Raw genomic sequence first — 19607 nt, forward strand, 5'->3', positions numbered from 1 at the left:
CGTGCGGGGACGATGCGGCCGCACGGAGGAAAGAAAGGTCAGCGGTCCGCCCCCCGGGTACTACTGCGGCACTGCGGCAATAATCGTTATAAACGAAATGTAAGTTTGTCCAGTCGCAGCCCTTGCTTGTTGCGCAAGCGCAACATCGCGCCACCGCCTGCGGCCTGAATTGGTATGCGGGCGGGGTCATCCGCGAGTATGGGGACATGACTGCCCAGATTCTCGATGGCAAGGCCACCGCAGCCGCGATCAAGTCCGATCTCACCGTCCGCGTGGCGGCCCTCAAGGCGCGGGGCATCACCCCTGGCCTGGGAACCCTGCTCGTCGGGGACGACCCGGGCAGCCGGTGGTACGTGAACGGCAAGCACCGTGACTGCGCGCAGGTCGGCATCGGCTCCATCCAGCGCGAACTCCCCGACACCGCCACCCAGGAGGAGATCGAGGACGTCGTACGGGAGCTCAACGCCAACCCCGACTGCACGGGGTACATCGTGCAGCTTCCCCTCCCCAAGGGGATCGACACCAACCGCGTCCTGGAGCTGATGGACCCGGCCAAGGACGCCGACGGCCTCCACCCGATGAACCTCGGCCGGCTCGTGCTGAACGAGACGGGCCCGCTGCCCTGCACCCCGCAGGGCGTCGTCCAGCTGCTCCGCCACCACGACGTGGAGATCAACGGGGCACATGTCGTGGTCGTCGGCCGCGGTGTCACCATCGGCCGCTCCATCCCGCTGCTGCTGACCCGTAAGTCCGAGAACGCCACCGTCACCCAGTGCCACACGGGTACGCGTGACCTCTCCGCCCAGCTCAAGCAGGCCGACATCATCGTCGCCGCCGCCGGGGTGCCGCACATCATCAAGCCCGAGGACGTGAAGCCGGGCGCCGCCGTGCTCGACGTCGGCGTCAGCCGGGACGAGCACGGCAAGATCGTCGGGGACGTCCACCCGGGCGTGGCCGAGGTCGCCGCCTGGATCTCTCCGAACCCGGGCGGTGTCGGCCCGATGACCCGCGCCCAGCTGCTCGTCAACGTGGTCGAGGCGGCCGAGCGCAACGCGGCCGCCGTCTGAGCCGGCCGACCCGATCCGGAGGGAACCCCATGGGTGCTGGTACGAGTCCGGCCGACCCGGCCGCCGAGGCGGACGGCACGTCCGCGGTGCCGTCACGCGCGGACGAGGAGCCGTCGGACGAGGCGGCGGCCGGCAAGGGGCCGGCGGACGAGGCCGCACCGGGCCGGGACGCCGCCGCGTCCGGTGACGCCCCCGCGAGCGGACCGGCGGCCGGCGGTAAGCGCCCCTCGCGGCGGTTCCCGTCGCTCACCCGGGACACCGCGCGTCCCGAGGGCGGGGGCAGGGCCGCGTCCGGGGACGCACCCGCCCCGGCCCGTCAGTGGCCGCTGCTCGCCGTGCTCTGCACGGCCGGGATCGGGCTGCTGATCGTGGCGGTCGACCCGTTCGCCGAGGCCTTCCGGATCGGCACGATACTGATCGGCGTCGCCCTCCTCGGCGGCGCCGTGCTGCGGCTCGTGGTGCCGTCGGTGGGCATGCTGGCGGTACGTTCCCGCTTCACCGACCTGGTGACGTACGGGCTGCTCGGCTTTCTCATCGTGATGCTCGCGCTGGTGGCGCAGCCCAAGCCATGGCTGGACCTTCCGTTCCTGGAACAGGCGGTCCACTTCACCATCCGCTGAGCCCGCCCGGACGGCCGGGCCGCTCGGAAGCGGTGCCCGTCCCCTCCCCCGAGAAGGGACGGACACCGGTATCGGGGCCCCTCGGAACGTAGACGCCCCGGAATGCGGTGACTTGAGCGGCCTTGCCCCGTCCGGACTTCAGCCTGGTCGACGGGGCGATGCCGGTTCAAGGGATACCTGTGGCCTGTGGCACGGAAGTGACCATTCCGCCACCGTGTGATCGTCCGGCAACGAAGCCCCTTGCCCGGGGCGCGGAGCGGGGGCGCGCCGGCACTGCTGACCGGTCCGGGGCGCCGACGGCGGAACCTGCGGACACCGCCGCCGGGACTGCCGCCTCCCGGGGACCGGGATTCGTCCGGGTGAGCGCTGTGTGACGGGTTGTGTGCGGTGCCACAGGGGGCAGGGCGGCCGGGATGCCCCGGGTCGGATAGCCTGACCGATGGATATCTCTTCACATCAAGATTCAGGGATGTCCAGCACCAGGGGCCAGGACCCCCCACCGCCAGCTGTCTAACGGAGATCGCCATGACCCGCACTCCCGTGAATGTCACCGTGACCGGCGCAGCCGGCCAGATCGGCTACGCGCTGCTCTTCCGCATCGCCTCCGGCCACCTGCTCGGCCCGGACGTGCCGGTCAACCTGCGTCTCCTGGAGATCCCGCAGGGCCTGAAGGCCGCCGAGGGCACCGCGATGGAGCTCGACGACTGCGCCTTCCCGCTGCTGCGCGGCATCGAGATCACCGACGACGCCAACAAGGCGTTCGACGGTGCCAACGTCGCCCTGCTGGTCGGTGCCCGCCCGCGTACGAAGGGCATGGAGCGCGGCGACCTGCTCTCCGCCAACGGCGGCATCTTCAAGCCGCAGGGCAAGGCCATCAACGACAACGCCGCGGATGACATCAAGGTCCTCGTCGTTGGTAATCCGGCCAACACCAACGCGCTCATCGCGCAGGCCGCGGCCCCGGACGTACCGGCCGAGCGTTTCACCGCGATGACCCGCCTCGACCACAACCGCGCGATCTCGCAGCTGGCCGCCAAGACCGGTGCCGCCGTCTCCGACATCAAGAAGCTGACGATCTGGGGCAACCACTCGGCGACCCAGTACCCCGACATCTTCCACGCGGAGATCGCCGGCAAGAACGCCGCCGAACTCGTCAACGACGAGGCCTGGCTGGCCGACACTTTCATCCCGACCGTCGCCAAGCGCGGCGCCGCGATCATCGAGGCCCGGGGCGCGTCCTCGGCCGCCTCCGCCGCCAACGCCGCCATCGACCACGTCCACACCTGGGTCAACGGCACCGCCGCGGGTGACTGGACCTCCATGGGTATCCCCTCGGACGGCTCCTACGGCGTGCCCGAGGGCATCATCTCGTCCTTCCCGGTCACCACGAAGGACGGCAAGTACGAGATCGTCCAGGGCCTGGAGATCAACGACTTCTCCCGTGCGCGCATCGACGCCTCGGTGAAGGAGCTCACCGAGGAGCGCGACGCGGTCCGCGAGCTCGGCCTGATCTGATCCGTACGTCTCTCCGCACGTGCCCCGTCGCCCCCGGCAGCACCCGCTGCCGGGGGCGACGGCGTATTCGGGCGGCCGTGGCCGGGAACTGACCGCAGCCCTTGCGGAGTCTGGGCTGTCATGCGTGTGACGATGATCCTTCCGGCTCTGACCGAGGCGACCAGCCCGCTGTTCAGGCCCATCAAGTACTCGCTCTTCCCGCCGCTCGGCCTGGCGACCCTCGCCGGGTACCTCGATCCGGACGACGAGGTGACGCTCCTCGACGAACACGTCGAGCGGGTCGACATCGAGGCGCTGGACAGCCCCGATCTCCTGGTCGTCCAGCCGTACATCACCTCGGCCCGGCGCGGCTACGAGATCGCCGACCACTTCCGTGCCCGGGGCGTCCACGTCGCCATGGGCGGCCTCCACGTGACCTCGCTCCCGGACGAGGCCGCGGCGCACGCCGACACGATCTTCACCGGGCCGGGCGAGGACATCTGGCCGCTGTTCCTCAAGGAGTTCCGCGACGGGGTGCCGGCCCGTCGGTACGACTCGAAGCTGCGCACCCTGGCCGGGCTGCCGCCGGTGCGGCGCGACCTGATCAAGCGGCAGCTGTATCTCGTACCGAACTCGATCGTCGTCTCGCGCGGCTGCCCGCACCACTGCGACTTCTGTTACAAGGACGCCTTCTTCGAGGGCGGGAAGTCCTTCTACACCCAGGCCGTGGACGACGCGCTCACCGAGATCGAGCGGCTGCCGGGCAGGCATCTGTACTTCCTCGACGACCATCTGTTCGGCAACCGGCGCTTCGCCGAGGCGCTCTTCGACGGGATGGCCGGGATGGGGCGGCTCTGGCAGGCCGCCGGCACCGTGAAGTCCGTGCTCCAGCCGGATCTGCTGGAGCGCGCCGTGGACGCGGGGCTGCGCAGCCTGTTCGTCGGCTTCGAGACCGTCAACAGCGCGAACCTCGCCGAGCGGCGCAAGGACCAGAACATCGGCAAGGACTACGCGGCCGCCGTCCGCCGGCTCCATGACGCCGGGGTCATGGTCAACGCCAGCTTCGTCTTCGGGCTCGACCACGACGGCCCGGACGTCTTCGACCGCACGGTGGAGTGGGCCGTGGAGCAGGGCATCGAGACGTCCACCTTCCACATCATGACGCCGTATCCGTCCACCGGACTGTGGAAACAGCTGGAGGCGGAGGACAGGATCGTCCACCGGGACTGGGACCTCTACGACACCCGCCATGTCGTCCACCGCCCGAAGGGGATGACCGCGCGCCAGCTGGAGGACGGGTACTGGCGTGCGTACCGCGACTTCTACCGGTGGTCCAGCATCTGGCGCGGCGCGGCCGCCCAGCCGGGCACGCACGAACGGCTCAGGCACCTGGCGTACGCGGGCGGCTGGAAGAAGTTCGAGCCCGCCTGGGACGCCCTGATCCGCTCCCGCAACGTGGTGCGGGCCATGCCGATGCTGGAGCGGACCCTGGCGGCCTTCGGCGGCAGACGGGCCTGACCGCGTGCCGACCGGGGCGCCTACCCCTTCAGCAGCTCGTTCGCGATCTCGCGTAGGGCCGTCATGGCCCGGCGCTGCAGCCCGGGGCCGAAGGTGATCCGGGTGGCGCCCAGCTCGCCCAGGCGTCGCGGGGGCGGTCCGTCCGGCCGGGCGAGGGCGTTGAGCGGGGCGGGGACGGCGGCGGCCAGAGCGGGCAGCGCCTCGGGCGGGGCCATGATCGGATAGACGCAGTCCGCGCCCGCCGCCACGTACAGCAGTGCGCGGCGGACCGTCTCCGTCTCCAGGTCCGTGCCGTGGGGGACCCCGTGGACATAGGTGTCGACACGGGCGTTGACGAAGAGCGCGTCGCCCGCGACCGCCCGCACCTCCGCGAGCCGGTCCGCCTGCCGCTGGGCGTCGACGAGGGTGCCGTCGGCGGAGTCCTCCAGATTGCAGCCGACGGCTCCGGTGTCGAGGAGCCGCTCGACGAGTTCCTCCGGTGCCAGTCCGTAACCCGCCTCGATGTCCGCCGAGACGGGCACGGAGGCCGGGACGGCGCGCACGATCCTGGCCACGGCCGCGAACATTTCGGCGGCGGGCGTCGCCCCGTCCTCGTGGCCGAGCGAGGCCGCGATCCCCGCGCTGGGCGTGGCGAGGGTCGGGAATCCCGCGTCGACGAAGACGCGCGCACTCGCCGCGTCCCACGGGCCGGGGACCACCAGCGGGTCCCCGGGGGTTCGGTCGTGGTGCAGGGCGCGCAGGACGGAAGCGGTCACACGGGGCTCCTGTGGTGTCGAGCGGTGGCGGGGCCGGCCTGCCGGGCCGGTCCTTTCGGGTCAGTGCTTGAGGTCGCCCGGCTTGTAGTGGCCGGGGACCATGCGGGTGGTCACGGCGAAGCGGTTCCAGGCGTTGATCGTCGTGATCGCGGCGACGAGATGGGCGAGCTCCGTCTCGTCGAAGTGCTTCGCTGCCTTCTCCCACACCTCGTCCGGCACGAAACCGTCGGTCAGCACCGTCACCGCTTCGGTCAGCTCGATGGCCGCGATCTCCTTGGGCGTGTAGAAGTGCTGCGACTCCTCCCACGCGTTGAGCTGGACGATCCGCTCGATGGTCTCGCCTGCCGCGAGCGCGTCCTTGGTGTGCATGTCGAGGCAGAACGCGCAGTGGTTGAGCTGCGAGGCGCGGATCTTCACCAGCTCCGCCACGACCGGGTCGAGGCCCTTACGGGAGGCTGCGTCCAGCCGGACCATGGCCTTGTAGACGTCGGGGGCGAGCTCGGCCCAGGGCTGCATGCGCGGGGCGTGCTCGGGGTTGAGGCCGGCGGTCGGGTGGTTGTGTCCGTTCGTTGTCATGGGTACGACGTTACGGCGCGGATGGCACCCCGGTATGGTCCATTTCCATGACGGATTCGTGGGCCACTTTCGGGGCCGACCTGCATCTCGAAACGACCGGTGCGAAGGGGCTCCGGGCCGGGCTCATGGACGCCCTTCGCGAGGCCGTACGGACGGGGCGCCTGGTGCCCGGCACCCGGCTGCCGTCGTCCCGCGGCCTCGCCGCCGACCTCGGCATCGCCCGGAACACCGTCGCCGAGGCCTATGCGGAACTGGTCGCCGAGGGCTGGCTCACCGCCCGGCAGGGCTCGGGCACCCGGGTGGCGCAGCGGGCCGAGCCGCGCCGGCCGGCCACCAGGACCACGCGGCCCCGGGCGGTGCGGTCCCGGCCCGTCCACAACCTGCTGGGCGGCTCGCCCGACCTCTCGACCTTCCCGCGCGCCGACTGGCTCAAGGCCTCCCGGCGCGCCCTGGCGGCCGCGCCCAACGACGCCTTCGGGTACGGAGATCCGCGCGGGCGCATCGAACTGCGCACCGTGCTCGCCGACTATCTGGCGCGGGCCCGCGGGGTGTACGCGGACCCGGAGCGGATCATGGTCTGCGCGGGTTTCGTACAGGCGCTGAAACTGATGGGGCAGGTGCTGCGCAAGCGGCGGGTGCGGGAAGTGGCCGTCGAGTCGTACGGACTGGACGTGCACTGGAACCTGCTCTCGGAGGCCGGGCTGCGGCTGCCCTGCCTGCCGGTCGACGACCTCGGGGCCAGGACGGGTGAACTGGCGGGTCTGCGCGGCGCGGGCGCGGTCCTGATGACACCCGCGCACCAGTTCCCGACGGGGGTGCCGCTCCATCCCGACCGGCGGGCCGCGGCCGTGGACTGGGCGCGCGGCACGGGCGGGCTGATCCTGGAGGACGACTACGACGGCGAGTTCCGCTACGACCGGCAGCCGGTCGGCGCGCTCCAGGGTCTGGACCCCGAACGCGTGGTGCACCTGGGGACGACGAGCAAGTCGCTGGCCCCCGGGCTGCGGCTGGGATGGATGGTGCTGCCGGAGTCGCTGGTGGGGGAGGTGTCCGAGGCCAAGGGGCTGAGCGACTGGTCGTCGAGCGCGCTGGACCAGCTGACGCTCGCGGAGTTCATCGCGTCGGGTGCGTACGACCGTCATGTGCGCTCGATGCGGCTGCGCTACCGGCACCGCCGCGACCAGCTCGTCGCGGCACTGGCGGAGCGGGCCCCCGGGGTCCGGATCAGCGGCATTGCGGCCGGGCTGCACGCCGTGCTCGAACTGCCGGAGGGCAGCGAGGCGTCGGTGCTCCGGGCGGCGGCGTGGCAGGGGCTGGCGCTGGAGGGGATCTCGCGCTTCCGGCACCCGGACGCGGCGCCGGGCCGCGATGCGCTGGTGATCGGCTACGGAACACCTACCGACAGCGCCTGGGCGGGTGCGCTGGACGCACTCTGCCGGGTGCTGCCCCGAGGTCTTCCCTAGGTGCCCCCGCTTCCTGCCGTACCCGGCGGCCCTTTAATCTGACGAACAGCCACACTGGCTTGATTCGTACGGCGGGGGAGACGGAAACATGGCCACACGCAGGCTGAGGTCGAGCACCGTGGTGCTCGGCGGCATGGGGGTGCTCGCGGCGATGATCACCTCCTGCGGTTCGGAGCCGGACAAGCGGTGCGTCGACCCGCTGACCCACGACAAACTGCCGAGCTACGAGTGCAAGAGGAGCGACGGCAAGGGGTCGTACTACTACGGCGGCAGCAGCAGGAACGGCAAGGTGGAGGGCGGCAGTTTCGACAAGTCCGCCGTCGAACGCGGCGGTTTCGGCTGTTCGGGCACCGGCGGCGGCTGACCGGCATGGAACGCCGCACCGTACAGCCGCGTGACGGCTGGCAGCAGACGGTGGAGGAGCAGGGGGTCGTCTTCCCGCTCACCCGCTACCCGGACGGATCGCTGCGCCCGTACTGGGACGAGAGCGCCTACTACGTCTTCTCGCTGCCCGAGGCCGAGGCGCTGGAGGACGTCGTCGAGGAACTGCACACGATGTGTCTGGCCGCGGCCGGGCACATCGTGGAACGGGACCGCTTCGCCGAGCTCGGCATCACCGACCGGCGACTGGCCGAGCTGATCGCCCAGTCCTGGCGGCGCCGTGACGAACTGCCCTCGCTCTACGGCAGGTTCGACCTGTGCTATGACGGCACCGGTCCGGCCAAGATGCTGGAGTACAACGCGGACACCCCCACCTCCCTGGTGGAGGCCGCGAGCGCCCAGTGGTTCTGGATGGAGGACCGTTTCCCGGGCGCCGACCAGTGGAACTCGCTGCACGAACGGCTCGTCGCGGCCTGGAAGAGGCAGGCCGCCCTGCTGCCGCCGGGGCCGCTGCACTTCGCGCACTCCGACGGGGACGAGCTGGGCGAGGACCTGATGACGGTCGCCTATCTGCGGGAGACCGCGGCGCAGGCCGGCATCGAGACGGAGGCGCTCTCCGTCGAGCGGATCGGCTGGGACCGGCTGAGCGGGCGGTTCGTCGACGAGCGGCTCCGTTTCATCCGGAGCTGCTTCAAGCTGTATCCGTGGGAGTGGCTGGCGACCGATCCGTTCGGCCCGCAGGTGCTCGACACCCTCGACAACGGCGGCGGTACGGGAACGACCTGCTGGATCGAGCCGGCTTGGAAGATGCTGCTGTCCAACAAGGCGCTGCTGGCGATCCTCTGGGAGCTCTACCCCGGCCACCCCAACCTGCTCGCCTCCTATCTCGACGGCCCCCGCGGACTCGCGTCTTCGGGCGGCTGGGCCGCCAAACCGCTGCTCGGCCGCGAGGGGGCCGGGGTCACGATCCACGAGCCGGGAAGCCCGGCCGCGTTGCGGGATGAGCCGTGCTGCTACCAGGAGCTGGCACCGCTGCCCGACTTCGACGGCAACCGTGTGGTGCTGGGGGCGTGGGTCGTCGAGGACGAGGCGGCCGGCCTCGGCATCCGCGAATCGGCCGGGCCGGTCACGGACGAGTACGCCCGCTTCCTGCCGCACGTCATTCTCTAGTGCCGCGACCGACAAGGTTTGCCCCGTCGCGACGCCCGGCACTTCCCCAAGCTCTCAGCTTCGTTCGAGCAGGGGAGCCCCCATTGCTCGCGGCGTCGGCCAAAAGCCCAGGCAGCGCCGCTACCCGGGCTTCCGGCCGCCTTGCGATCACCGCACCGGCCGCCGCTCCTTGACGGGCAGACCCTGCCGGTCGCGGCACTGGACGGCAAAGGGCTGGGGCCGGACACGGATCAGGACGCCCCGCCCGCGCGCAGCCAGCCGATCAGGTCGTCCGTGACCCGTTCGCCGGCCGCCGCCACGTCCCCGCCGATCGCGCCCAGCCCGAGCCGGTGGACGGAGGTCCGGTCGCGGCCGTGGTGGCGCATGAAGAATCCGTCGCCCCCGCTGTCGTCGCCGACCAGCACCCAGCCGGGCGCGTACCGGGACACCTCGAAGGTCTCGTTGCGTTCCCGGACGAGGTGCGGACCGTAGACATGGACGCCGTTGTCGAGCAGCACGCCCGGCGTCGACCGCCACAGGCGGGCGACGGCGGGATTGGGCCCGTCCCGCAGCCCGTGCAGCCGCGCCGCCAGGACGGCCAGGAACCCGGCGAAGGACTCCGCCATCGGGGACTCGCAGCCGTTCGTACCGTCACGGTGGACCACCGGGTACTCCCCGGTCTCCCCGGCCCGGTCGAGCGCGAAGCGGTACTCGTCGCCGCAGTCCGGCTCGACGGCGAAACAGAGCCGGTCGCCGCTCAGCCGCCACCCGGCGGTGACGGCCTCGTACATGTCGTCCTCGGACCCGGCCGCGCCGCCGCACGGCCCCACCGTCGCGATGTCCGCGTTCCCGGCCCGCCCGTGGCCGTACTCGGCCAGCCACCACCGGTACGACGGCGGCAGCGGGCCGACGCGGGCCTCGGCCTCGCGGATCAGCGCCTCCGGTACGGCACCGGCGCCCCGGCCGAACCCCGGTGATGCTTCGACCAGGTCCCGCAGCAGTGTCAGGTCAGGTCTCACGGGGCGGATTCTGCCAGGGCGGGCCCGCCGGACAGGCCCCGGGCCTGCCCGGCGGGGTGCGCGGAGGTCAGCCGCGCAGTACGGCGCGGATCTGTTCGAGGCCCCAGTCCAGGTCCTCCTTGCTGATCACCAGCGGTGGGGCGATCCGGATCGTCGAGCCATGGGTGTCCTTGACCAGCACCCCGCGGCCCATCAGCTTCTCGGAGATCTCCCGGCCGGTGCCGAGTGCCGGGACGATGTCGACGCCCGCCCACAGCCCGCGGCCGCGCACCTCCTCCACCGCGCTGCCGCCCACCAGCAGCCCCAGCTCCTGGTGCAGGTGCTCGCCCAGCTCGGCCGCCCGCTGCTGGAACTCGCCGGTGCGGAGCATCGCGATGACCTCCAGCGCGACCGCACAGGCCAGGGGATTGCCGCCGAACGTCGAACCGTGCTCGCCGGGCCGGTACACCCCCAGCACCTCCTGCGACGAGACCACCGCCGACACCGGCACCACACCGCCGCCCAGCGCCTTGCCGAGCACGTACATGTCCGGCACGACGCCCTCGTGCTCGCAGGCGAAGGTCCGGCCGGTCCGGCCCAGTCCCGACTGGATCTCGTCCGCGATGAAGAGCACGTTCCGTTCGCGGGTGAGCGCGCGCACCCCGGGGAGATAGCCCGGCGGCGGCACCAGCACCCCGGCCTCGCCCTGGATCGGCTCCATGAGCACCGCCACGGTGTTCTCGGTCATCGCCTCCCGGAGCGCCGTGAGATCCCCGTACGGCACGATCTCGAACCCCGGCGTGTACGGGCCGAAGTCCTCCCGCGCCTCCGGGTCCGTGGAGAAGCTGATGATCGTCGTCGTCCGGCCGTGGAAGTTGTTCGCGGCGACGATGATCTTCGCCATGCCGTCCGGGACACCTTTCACCTGGTAGCCCCACTTGCGGGCCGTCTTCACCGCGGTCTCCACGGCCTCCGCGCCCGTGTTCATCGGCAGCACCGACTCCATGCCGCACAACTCGGCGAGCTGCGTACAGAAGTCGGCGAACCGGTCGTGGTAGAAGGCGCGCGAGGTGAGGGTCACCCGCTCCAGCTGCGTCTTGGCCGCGTCGATCAGGCGCCGGTTGCCGTGACCGAAGTTGAGCGCCGAGTAGCCGGCGAGCATGTCGAGGTAGCGGCGGCCCTCGACATCGGTCATCCAGGCTCCGTCCGCCGTGGCGACGACGACCGGCAGCGGATGGTAGTTGTGCGCGCTGTGCGCCTCGGCGGAGGCGATGGCGGTTTCCGTGGTCGACACGGGATCTCCGTTCGTCGTGGGGCGTGGGCGGGGTGGTGCCCACTTTGTATCGTCGGTCGGATCCGTGGTGAGGAAACCTGTATTTCCCGGCGCGCCAGGCCGGTCGGGGCTCGGTGCCCGCACCTGAGACAATGAGTTCCATGGCCTCTGAACGCCCCCGTGTGCTCTCCGGAATCCAGCCCACCGCAGGCTCTTTCCACCTCGGCAACTACCTCGGCGCGGTCCGCCAGTGGGTGGCGCTGCAGGAATCCCACGACGCCTTCTACATGGTCGTGGACCTGCACGCGATCACCATCCCGCAGGATCCCGCGGAGCTGCGCGCGAACACCAGGCTCGCCGTCGCGCAGCTTCTCGCCGCCGGTCTCGACCCGGAGCGCTGCACGCTCTTCGTCCAGAGCCATGTTCCCGAGCACGCCCAGCTCGGCTGGATCATGAACTGCCTCACCGGCTTCGGCGAGGCGTCGCGCATGACGCAGTTCAAGGACAAGTCCGCCAAGCAGGGTGCCGACCGCACCACGGTCGGTCTCTTCACGTACCCGATGCTGATGGTGGCCGACATCCTGCTGTACCAGGCCGACCAGGTCCCGGTCGGTGAGGACCAGCGTCAGCACCTGGAGCTGACCCGTAATCTCGCCGAGCGGTTCAACGGCAGCTACGGCGACACGTTCACCGTGCCGGACCCGTACATCCTCAAGGAGACGGCGAAGATCTACGACCTCCAGGACCCCTCGGCGAAGATGAGCAAGTCGGCGCCGACCCCGAAGGGCCTGATCAACCTCCTGGACGAGCCGAAGGCCACCGCCAAGAAGGTGAAGAGCGCGGTCACCGACACCGACACGGTGATCCGCTTCGACCGTGTGGAGAAGCCCGGCGTCAGCAATCTGCTGAGTATCTACTCGACACTCACCGGGACCGGTATCGCGGATCTGGAGCAGAAGTACGAGGGCAAGGGTTACGGTGCGCTCAAGACCGACCTCGCCGAGGTCATGGTCGAGTTCGTCACACCGTTCCGTACCCGTACCCAGGAATACCTGGACGACCCGGAGACGCTGGACTCGATTCTGGCCAAGGGCGCGGAGAAGGCCCGTGCCGTCGCGGCCGAGACCCTGGCCCTGACGTACGACCGGATGGGCTTTCTGCCCGCGAAGCACTGAGTCCGAGGACCCTGGCGGTTTCGCGGCCGCAGGCGTCACACTGGCGACGGGAAGTCGAACCGGTCGGTGGCCGAAAACAGGCCACCGGTCATCGAGCATGGAGGAGGACGACGTGGGGACCGTAACGCTCGGCGTTTCGATCGCGGTCCCGGAGCCCTACGGCAGCCTGCTCCAGGAGCGGCGCGCGAGCTTCGGGGATCCTGCCGCGTACGGCATTCCCACCCACGTCACCCTGCTTCCGCCGACCGAGGCCGAGGCGGCCGACCTGCCCGCGATCGAGGCGCATCTCGCCCAGATCGCGACGGTCGGCCGTCCCTTCCCGATGCGGCTGTCCGGCACGGGGACCTTCCGTCCCCTCTCGCCGGTCGTCTTCGTCCAGGTCGTCGAGGGCGCCTCGGCCTGCACCTGGCTGCAGAAGCGGGTCCGGGACGCCTCCGGGCCGCTGGTGCGCGAGCTCCAGTTCCCGTACCACCCGCATGTGACCGTGGCGCACGACATCGCCGAGGAGGCGATGGACCGGGCGTACGCGGAGCTCGCCGACTACGAGGCCGCCTGGGCCTGCGGTTCCTTCGCGCTGTACGAGCAGGGCTCGGACAGTGTCTGGCGCAAGATCAACGAGTTCCCGTTCGGCGCCGGGGGCGGTGCGCCCGCCGTGCCCGCGCAGGGCGGCTCCTCCGTGGACGAGCCCTCCCTGCACCCCTGACCACGCGACCGCGCCCCCTGACCGCGCTCCGCCGCCTCCGGCTCAGATCGGCAGCCGCCGAAACAGCGGGCGCGGCACATGCCGCAGCGCCGACATCACCGCCCGCAGCGACCCGGGCACCCATACCGTCTCCGAGCGCCGCCGCAGCCCCGTCACGATGGCCTCCGCGACCGCGTCCGGGGTCGTGGTGAGCGGCGACGCCTCCAGCGGCGCCGAGGCGAACCCGGCCGCCGCACGCACTGCTCCGGCGGCCCGTACCGTCCCGGCGGCCCGCACCGTCTCCGCCGCCCACACCGTCTCCGCGGCCGGTTCCGGGCGTACGACGCCGGGGCGCACGACCATGACATGCACCCCCGTCCCGTGCAGTGCGTCCCCCAGCCCCTGCGTGAACGCGTCCAGCCCCGCCTTGCTGGACCCGTAGATGAAGTCGGCGCGGCGGACGCGCTCGCCCGCCACCGAGGACAGCACCACCAGTGAGCCGTGCCCCTGCGCCTGGAGCGCGCCGGCGCACACCAGCCCGGCGGAGACCGCTCCGGTGTAGTTGGTCTGGGCGACCCGGACCGCGGCGAGCGGCTCCTCCTCGTCGCGCCCCTGGTCGCCGGCGATGCCGAAGGCGAACAGCACCGTGTCGATGTCGCCCTCGGCGAAGACCTTGCCGAGCGTGGTCTCGTGCGATGCGGAGTCCAGGGCGTCGAAGTCGACCGTACGGACGTCGGCGCCGAGTGCGTGCAGTTCGGCGGCGGCCGATTCGAGCGCGGGGGAGGGGCGCCCGGCCAGCCGGACCGTACGGGTCCGCAGGGCGATCAGCCGCCGCGCGGTGGCCAGGGCGATCTCCGACGTGCCGCCGAGGACGAGCAGGGACTGCGGGGCTCCGAAGGCGTCCTTCACGTAAAAACTCCTTGCGACGTGGGGAGGTGGGGCGGGGCGGGCACGGGGGTCAGAGCGACAGGCGGCGCGACAGGTCGGAGCGGAAGGTCCCGTCCGGATCCAGCTCGGCGCGCAGCGACCGGAAGTCGGCCAGCCTCGGATACATCGCGGACAGCAGCTCCGGCCGGAGCCGGGAGTCCTTCGCCAGGCAGACCCGGCCGCCGGCCGTCGCCACCTCCTCGTCCAGCGAGTCCAGGAACCGGGCCAGGCCGGGCAGGGCGGCGGGCAGGTCGAGGGCGAGCGTCCAGCCGGGCACCGGGAACGACAACCACCCCGGGCCGCCGGTGCCGAACCGCTTGAGCAGCGCGTTCGACGCCGGGCAGCGCCGCTGGGAGATCCGGCGCACGATCCGGCGCAGCGCCTCCTCCTGACCGTGCCCGACGACGAACTGGTACCGCACGGAGCCGGTCCGCCCAGGGGCCCGGCTCCACTGCGGCAGTCCGTCCAGCGGGTGCAAGAACGCGGCCAGCTTCTGGAGTTCGCCGATCCGGTACCTGGGAGCGCCCCGGTACCGGACCTCGTTGAGCAGGGCGGCCGGGGCACCGCCGAGCAGCGCCTCCGGTACGCGGGCGGGGGCGGCCGGCAGCGGCCCCGGGCGGAACGCGAGCGGTGTGCGCCGGGCGCGCGCCGGGAGCGCGTACCGGGGTACGTGCTCCCCTCGGGTGAGTACGGAGCGGCCCGTCGCCCGGCCGCGGGCGCGGAGGTCGATCCAGGCGGCCGAGTAGCGGTAGCGGTGGTCCCCGGCGCAGAGCCTTTCCAGCAGGTCGTCCAGATCGACGGCGCGTTCGGTGTCGACCGACATCCAGGAGCTGGTGACGCGGTGGCACCGGAGGGTGGCCGAGAGAATCACGCCCGTCAGTCCCAGGCCGCCCGCGGTCGCGTCGAACAGGGGGGTGCCGGACCGGACCGTACGGATCTCGCCCCCGGCGGTCAGCAGCTCCAGTTCCTGGACGTGCCGGGAGAAGGAGCCGGAGACGTGCTGGTTGTGGCCGTGGATGTCGGCGCCGATCGCGCCGCCCACCGTGACGTAGCGGGTCGTGGGCGTGACGGGGACGAACCAGCCGAGCGGCAGCAGGACCTCCATCAGCCGGTGCAGGCTGACCCCGGCGTCGCAGACCACGGTTCCGGTCCCGGCGTCGATGGTCCGGATCCGGTTCAGCGCGGTCATGTCGAGGACGGAGCCGCCCGCGTTCTGGGCCGCGTCGCCATGGGCCCGGCCGAGGCCCCGGGCGATGGAGCCGCGCGGTCCGCAGCCGCGCACCGTCGCCGCCGCCTCCTCGTACGAACGGGGGCGGAAGCGCAGGGCGGTCGTCGGGGCGGTGCGGCCCCAGCCGGTCAGGGACACGGTGTCGACAGACATGACGGTGACCGTATCGCCCGAGAAAACCCTTTCGAGGTATTTGTTACAACACTCACTGATATGGGTGATTGAGGAAGCGTCAGTCCTTACGGCAACGAGGCCCGGTGCCGGATTTCCGCGCTCGGGAGGGTAAGCCGTACGTCATGGACTGGCTGAAAAAACTCCCCGTCATCGGGCCGATCGTCGCCCGGCTGATGACGACGCACACCTGGCGCTCCTACGAGACGCTGGAGCGGGTCCACTGGGCCAGGCTCGCCGCCGCGATCACCTTCATCAGCTTCCTGGCGCTCTTCCCGCTGATCGCGGTGGGTGCGGCGATCGGCGCAGCGCTGCTCTCCACCGAGCAGCTCCACAGGATCGAGGAAAAGCTGGCCGAGCAGGTGCCCGGCATCTCCGACCAGCTCGGCATCGAGAACCTGGTCACCCATGCCGGCACGGTCGGACTGGTGGCCGGTGCGCTGCTGCTCCTCACCGGCATCGGCTGGATCGGCTCGATGCGGGACTGCCTGCGCGCCGTCTGGGGCATGGACGACGTGGATCTGGGCAATCCGGTCCTGCGCAAACTCAAGGACGCGGGGCTGCTGTTCGGCCTCGGCGGGGCGGTGCTCGCCACTTTCGCCGTGTCGTCGGTCGGCTCCGTCGCCGTGGGCTGGGCCGCCGGTCTGCTGAACATCTCGGACCGGGGTGCGGGCGGCGTGGTGCTGCGGGTGGCCGCCCTGGTCGTGGCGGCGCTCGCCGGTTTCCTGCTGCTGCTCTATCTGCTGACCCTGCTGCCCGGCGTCGAGCCCCCGCGGCGCAGCCTCCTGGTCGCCGGGGCGATCGGCGCGGTCTGTTTCGAACTGCTCAAGCTGCTGCTCGGCAGCTATATGAGGAGCGTGGCGTCGAAGAGCATGTACGGCGCCTTCGGGGTGCCGGTGGCGCTGCTGCTGTGGATCAACTTCTCGGCGAGGCTGCTGCTGTTCTGCGCCGCCTGGACGGCGACGCCGAACAACGAGGACGCCGAGGACGCCGAGGGCGCCGAGGCGGCGCCCGGGGACGTCAGCGGCGGGGAAGGCGGCGCACCAGGTCCGGCAGCGGCCAGCGGCGGTTGACCAGGAACACCGCGCCGGCCAGCAGCACCAGGGCACCCCCGGCGATGCCCAGGGCGACCCCGACGCCTCCGCTGCCGTCCCCGGCCGCGGCGGCCTTCGCGTTCTGCGCGGGGCCGTTCCTGCCCTCGCCCTTGCCCTGCTCGGCCGCGGGTCCCTTCCCGGACCCGGCTCCGGTGGTGGCGGACTTCGGGGGCACCAGCTCACCGACCGGGGTCACCTTGCCGCTCGCGTCGAAGCCCCAGTCGAGGAGGCTGGCGGCCTCCTTGTAGACGGCGTGGGCCTCTTCGGACGAGGGGTTCATGACGGTGACGAGGAGCACCTTGCCGTCGCGTTCGGCGACACCGGTGAAGGTGTTGCCGGCGTGCGTGGTGTAGCCGTTCTTGACGCCCGCGATGCCCTTGTACGGGTCGACGCCGGCCGCGCCGGTGAGCAGCTTGTTCGTGTTCTGGATGGCGAAGCTCTCGCGCTTCCCCTTCTTCTCCGCGCCGGGGAACTGCGCCTCGGCCGTGGAGCAGTACTCCCGGAAGTCCGCCTTCTGCAGCCCGCTGCGGGCGAACAGCGTCAGGTCGTACGCGCTGGAGACCTGGTCGGGCGCGTCGTACCCGTCGGGCGAGACCACCTTGGTGTCGAGCGCCTGCAACTCCTCGGCGTGCGCCTGCATGGCGTCGACGGTCTTGGGGACACCGCCGTACATCGAGGACAGCACGTGCACCGCGTCGTTGCCCGACCGCAGGAACACCCCGAGCCACAGGTCGTGGACGGTGTAGCTGAGCTTCTCCTTGATGCCGACCAGGCTGCTGCCCTCGCCGACACCGGCGAGGTCCTCGTCCTTGACGGTGTACTCCTGGGTCTTCGGCTGGAGCGCGGGCATCAGGGTGTCCGCGAAGAGCATCTTCAGGGTGGAGGCGGGAGGCAGCCGCCAGTGCGAGTTGTGCGAGGCGAGGACCTGGCCGCTCTCCGCGTCCGCGACGATCCAGGACCTGCCCGTGAGGTCCTTCGGCAGCACCGGGGCGTCCGGTCCCAGATCGACCTGCGTGCCGGGCCGGCCCAGCAGTTCGCCACCGACCCTGGACATGTCCGAGGGCGGCTTCGGCCCGTCGTCGGAGGTGTCCTTGCCGACCGCCGATGCCGGACTGACGAGAAAAGTGGACACCAAGGCGGCAGAGATGACCGTCAGTGCGGTCTTTTTGAGAGCAGGCACGATCGGAAACGTACAGGCAGAAGATATGAAAATGGGTCCGGATGGCTTGACCCGCCGGGTGTTCCGCCGGGACAGCCCACCCCGGGCGGCTCTGCCGGAGCGCGGCGGAGATACTGAGTCCATGAAGCTCAGCCGCCCCGTCTCCTGGTTCCTGCTCGCCTTCGGGGTGTGGAGCTGGTTCATCTGGATCACTTTCGTCAAGAACCTGTGGAAGGACGGCAGCGGACTCGCCTTCGACGACGCGGGTGACCCGACTGCGTACTTCTGGGTGCATCTGCTGCTCGCCATCACGTCCTTTCTCCTGGGGACGGCTGTTGGTGTGATCGGGTTCCGTGGCGTCAAGGCCTTGCGCAGCGAACGCGCATAACTGGCCGTACGAGGGACGGGTGGGGGCGAGTGGCAGTGGCCGGTCTTGTGGTGGCGGTACTCGTGGTGCTCGCACTGTTCGCCGGTGTGCACCGCTATCTCTGGCAGCGCTTCGTCGGTGACACGACCGTCGAGGGCAGTGCCCTGCGCAGAGCCGGCACGGTGGCCGCGTACGTCCTGCCCCTGCTGAGCGTCGGCGCGCTGGTCTCCGGCCGCGCGGGTGCGCCCTTCCGGCTCCAGCAGGTGCTGGCCTGGCCGGGCTATCTGTGGCTGGCTGCCGTGCTGTACCTGACGCTGGCTCTGCTGGTGGGCGAGGCGGTACGGCCGGTTCTGCGCCGGGTGCTCGCGAGCCGGGCGGACCGGGCGGACCGGGCGGACCGGGCGGAGGATGCGGACGCGGCGTCAGCGGAGAGCACGCTTCTCGCGAATCGCTCAAACGGTGCAAATCGCCCGCCGGTTTCCTCGGCCGTGGAGGCTTCCGCCCCACCGGCTTCCGGCGGTGCGGCCCCGAGCGCCCTCGTCACCGTCACCGTCACCGTCACCGTCACCGACACCGACACCGACACCGACACCTCCGCCCCGCACCGTCCCGCCGCCCTCACGCGCCGGCTGTTCGTCGCGCGGGCCGTCGGGGGTGCCGCCGCCGTCGCCGGGCTCGGTACGGTCGGCTACGGCACCTACGGGGTGCTGCGCGGGCCGCGGGTCAAGCGGATCACCGTCCCGCTCGCCAAACTGCCGCGCTCCGCCCACGGCTTCCGGATCGCCGTCGTCAGCGACATCCACCTCGGCCCGATCCTCGGCCGCGCCCACACCCAGCGCATCGTCGACACCATCAACCGGACCCAGCCCGATCTGGTCGCCGTGGTCGGGGATCTCGTCGACGGAACCGTCGCCGATCTCGGGCCGGCCGCGGAGCCGCTCGCCCGGCTGAGTTCACGGCAGGGGAATTTCTTCGTCACCGGTAATCACGAGTACTACTCCGGCGCCGCCCAATGGATCGATCAGGTGAGGGAATTGGATCTTCACCCGCTGGAGAACGCCCGGGTCGAGATCGGTGGATTCGATCTTGCGGGCGTCAATGACGTGGCTGGGGAGAGCGAAGGGCAGGGCCCCGACTTCGCCCGTGCGCTCGGCGACCGGGACCGTACCCGCGCCGCCGTCCTCCTTGCCCACCAGCCCGTCGTCATCCATGACGCGGTCGCCCACGGAGTGGACCTCCAGCTCTCCGGCCACACCCACGGGGGCCAGCTCTGGCCGGGCAACCACATCGCGGACCTGGCCAATCCCACGGTCGCCGGGCTCGACCGGTACGGCGACACCCAGCTGTACGTCTCACGGGGCGCGGGCGCCTGGGGGCCGCCCGTACGGGTCGGCGCGCCCTCCGACATCACCGTCGTGGAACTCGCATCACTACGGGCGTGACTCTCCGTCGACGACAGGTTCCGGACGTTCACATGCACCCGAGGTTTCAAGTGCCGAACAAAAGGCTA

The 19607-nt window shown here is 71.1% G+C and carries 19 protein-coding genes; 12 read left to right on the forward strand and 7 right to left on the reverse strand.

Annotated features, from left to right (window positions below):
* The first annotated feature begins 206 nt into the window (after positions 1 to 206).
* From IE107_RS14865 to IE107_RS14880, 4 genes are all read left to right on the forward strand, one after another.
* A complete protein-coding gene (locus IE107_RS14865) occupies positions 207 to 1067 on the forward strand; it encodes a bifunctional methylenetetrahydrofolate dehydrogenase/methenyltetrahydrofolate cyclohydrolase (protein ID WP_189544217.1) in 861 nt (286 codons plus the stop codon).
* 29 nt (positions 1068 to 1096) lie between these two features.
* Positions 1097 to 1687: a DUF3017 domain-containing protein gene (locus IE107_RS14870; protein WP_189544218.1), complete on the forward strand. Its 591-nt coding sequence runs from the start codon at positions 1097 to 1099 to the stop codon at positions 1685 to 1687.
* Positions 1688 to 2212: 525 nt separating this feature from the next.
* Positions 2213 to 3202 carry a malate dehydrogenase gene (locus tag IE107_RS14875; protein ID WP_189544219.1) on the forward strand — a complete coding sequence of 330 codons (990 nt, stop codon included), beginning with the start codon at positions 2213 to 2215 and terminating at the stop codon, positions 3200 to 3202.
* 120 nt (positions 3203 to 3322) lie between these two features.
* Entirely contained in the window at positions 3323 to 4699 is a 1377-nt protein-coding gene (locus IE107_RS14880) for a B12-binding domain-containing radical SAM protein (protein ID WP_189544220.1), read from the forward strand.
* Between the two features lie 20 nt (positions 4700 to 4719).
* On the opposite strand, the gene IE107_RS14885 is transcribed toward IE107_RS14880, so the two are convergent.
* The gene (locus IE107_RS14885; protein ID WP_189544221.1) at positions 4720 to 5454 is read right to left on the reverse strand and encodes an isocitrate lyase/PEP mutase family protein; all 735 of its coding nucleotides are present in this window, start codon (positions 5452 to 5454) and stop codon (positions 4720 to 4722) included.
* A 60-nt stretch (positions 5455 to 5514) separates the two neighbouring features.
* Positions 5515 to 6030, reverse strand: a complete 516-nt coding sequence (locus tag IE107_RS14890; RefSeq protein WP_189544222.1) for a carboxymuconolactone decarboxylase family protein — start codon at positions 6028 to 6030, stop codon at positions 5515 to 5517.
* A gap of 47 nt (positions 6031 to 6077) precedes the next feature.
* Between IE107_RS14890 and pdxR the strand changes: the two genes are divergently transcribed.
* The 3 genes from pdxR (at position 6078) to IE107_RS14905 (ending at position 9044) form a co-directional block, all read left to right on the forward strand.
* A complete protein-coding gene (gene pdxR, locus IE107_RS14895) occupies positions 6078 to 7493 on the forward strand; it encodes a MocR-like pyridoxine biosynthesis transcription factor PdxR (RefSeq protein WP_189544223.1) in 1416 nt (471 codons plus the stop codon).
* Between the two features lie 88 nt (positions 7494 to 7581).
* On the forward strand, positions 7582 to 7857 hold the full coding sequence (locus tag IE107_RS14900) for a hypothetical protein (protein WP_189544224.1): 276 nt from the start codon (positions 7582 to 7584) through the stop codon (positions 7855 to 7857).
* 5 nt (positions 7858 to 7862) lie between these two features.
* A complete protein-coding gene (locus tag IE107_RS14905; RefSeq protein ID WP_189544225.1) occupies positions 7863 to 9044 on the forward strand; it encodes a glutathionylspermidine synthase family protein in 1182 nt (393 codons plus the stop codon).
* Positions 9045 to 9274: 230 nt separating this feature from the next.
* Here the strand turns inward: IE107_RS14905 and IE107_RS14910 are convergent, their stop codons facing one another.
* Together IE107_RS14910 and rocD are read right to left on the reverse strand one after the other, a co-directional pair.
* A complete protein-coding gene (locus IE107_RS14910; protein WP_189544226.1) occupies positions 9275 to 10042 on the reverse strand; it encodes an SMI1/KNR4 family protein in 768 nt (255 codons plus the stop codon).
* Positions 10043 to 10109: 67 nt separating this feature from the next.
* Positions 10110 to 11315 carry an ornithine--oxo-acid transaminase gene (gene rocD / locus IE107_RS14915; protein ID WP_189544227.1) on the reverse strand — a complete coding sequence of 402 codons (1206 nt, stop codon included), beginning with the start codon at positions 11313 to 11315 and terminating at the stop codon, positions 10110 to 10112.
* A gap of 131 nt (positions 11316 to 11446) precedes the next feature.
* Here rocD and trpS point away from each other — a divergent pair, with 131 nt between their 5' ends.
* Positions 11447 to 12469, forward strand: coding sequence for a tryptophan--tRNA ligase (trpS, locus tag IE107_RS14920; protein WP_189544228.1), 1023 nt, complete (start codon positions 11447 to 11449; stop codon positions 12467 to 12469).
* A gap of 112 nt (positions 12470 to 12581) precedes the next feature.
* Entirely contained in the window at positions 12582 to 13172 is a 591-nt protein-coding gene (locus IE107_RS14925; RefSeq protein WP_189544229.1) for a 2'-5' RNA ligase family protein, read from the forward strand.
* Positions 13173 to 13214: 42 nt separating this feature from the next.
* Here IE107_RS14925 and dprE2 read toward each other — a convergent pair whose 3' ends face one another.
* Entirely contained in the window at positions 13215 to 14060 is an 846-nt protein-coding gene (gene dprE2, locus IE107_RS14930) for a decaprenylphospho-beta-D-erythro-pentofuranosid-2-ulose 2-reductase (protein ID WP_189544230.1), read from the reverse strand.
* A gap of 49 nt (positions 14061 to 14109) precedes the next feature.
* Positions 14110 to 15459 carry an FAD-binding oxidoreductase gene (gene dprE1 / locus IE107_RS14935; RefSeq protein WP_189544231.1) on the reverse strand — a complete coding sequence of 450 codons (1350 nt, stop codon included), beginning with the start codon at positions 15457 to 15459 and terminating at the stop codon, positions 14110 to 14112.
* A 143-nt stretch (positions 15460 to 15602) separates the two neighbouring features.
* Between dprE1 and IE107_RS14940 the strand changes: the two genes are divergently transcribed.
* Positions 15603 to 16550: a YihY/virulence factor BrkB family protein gene (locus IE107_RS14940; RefSeq protein ID WP_189544232.1), complete on the forward strand. Its 948-nt coding sequence runs from the start codon at positions 15603 to 15605 to the stop codon at positions 16548 to 16550.
* On the opposite strand, the gene IE107_RS14945 is transcribed toward IE107_RS14940, so the two are convergent.
* Positions 16498 to 17751 (reverse strand): D-alanyl-D-alanine carboxypeptidase family protein, encoded by a 1254-nt coding sequence (locus IE107_RS14945; RefSeq protein ID WP_373302448.1) that lies wholly within the window; start codon positions 17749 to 17751, stop codon positions 16498 to 16500. The genes IE107_RS14940 and IE107_RS14945 overlap by 53 nt on opposite strands.
* Positions 17752 to 17872: 121 nt before the next feature.
* Between IE107_RS14945 and IE107_RS34885 the strand changes: the two genes are divergently transcribed.
* Positions 17873 to 18118: an SCO4848 family membrane protein gene (locus IE107_RS34885; RefSeq protein ID WP_229866927.1), complete on the forward strand. Its 246-nt coding sequence runs from the start codon at positions 17873 to 17875 to the stop codon at positions 18116 to 18118.
* Positions 18119 to 18147: 29 nt separating this feature from the next.
* Complete coding sequence (locus IE107_RS14950) at positions 18148 to 19539, forward strand: metallophosphoesterase (RefSeq protein WP_189544234.1); 1392 nt, start codon at positions 18148 to 18150, stop codon at positions 19537 to 19539.
* Positions 19540 to 19607: the final 68 nt, after the last annotated feature.

The sequence above is a fragment of the Streptomyces gelaticus genome (assembly GCF_014649535.1).
In the GTDB taxonomy this organism is placed as follows: domain Bacteria; phylum Actinomycetota; class Actinomycetes; order Streptomycetales; family Streptomycetaceae; genus Streptomyces; species Streptomyces gelaticus.

Bases quoted from the DNA above. Each gene is read 5' to 3' on its own strand.
- IE107_RS14865 (WP_189544217.1), top strand. From the start codon at position 207: ATGACTGCCCAGATTCTCGATGGCAAGGCCACCGCAGCCGCGATCAAG.
- IE107_RS14870 (WP_189544218.1), top strand. From the start codon at position 1,097: ATGGGTGCTGGTACGAGTCCGGCCGACCCGGCCGCCGAGGCGGACGGC.
- IE107_RS14875 (WP_189544219.1), top strand. From the start codon at position 2,213: ATGACCCGCACTCCCGTGAATGTCACCGTGACCGGCGCAGCCGGCCAG.
- IE107_RS14880 (WP_189544220.1), top strand. From the start codon at position 3,323: ATGCGTGTGACGATGATCCTTCCGGCTCTGACCGAGGCGACCAGCCCG.
- IE107_RS14890 (WP_189544222.1), bottom strand. From the start codon at position 6,030: ATGACAACGAACGGACACAACCACCCGACCGCCGGCCTCAACCCCGAG.
- pdxR (WP_189544223.1), top strand. From the start codon at position 6,078: ATGACGGATTCGTGGGCCACTTTCGGGGCCGACCTGCATCTCGAAACG.
- IE107_RS14900 (WP_189544224.1), top strand. From the start codon at position 7,582: ATGGCCACACGCAGGCTGAGGTCGAGCACCGTGGTGCTCGGCGGCATG.
- IE107_RS14905 (WP_189544225.1), top strand. From the start codon at position 7,863: ATGGAACGCCGCACCGTACAGCCGCGTGACGGCTGGCAGCAGACGGTG.
- trpS (WP_189544228.1), top strand. From the start codon at position 11,447: ATGAGTTCCATGGCCTCTGAACGCCCCCGTGTGCTCTCCGGAATCCAG.
- dprE1 (WP_189544231.1), bottom strand. From the start codon at position 15,459: ATGTCTGTCGACACCGTGTCCCTGACCGGCTGGGGCCGCACCGCCCCG.
- IE107_RS14940 (WP_189544232.1), top strand. From the start codon at position 15,603: ATGGACTGGCTGAAAAAACTCCCCGTCATCGGGCCGATCGTCGCCCGG.
- IE107_RS34885 (WP_229866927.1), top strand. From the start codon at position 17,873: ATGAAGCTCAGCCGCCCCGTCTCCTGGTTCCTGCTCGCCTTCGGGGTG.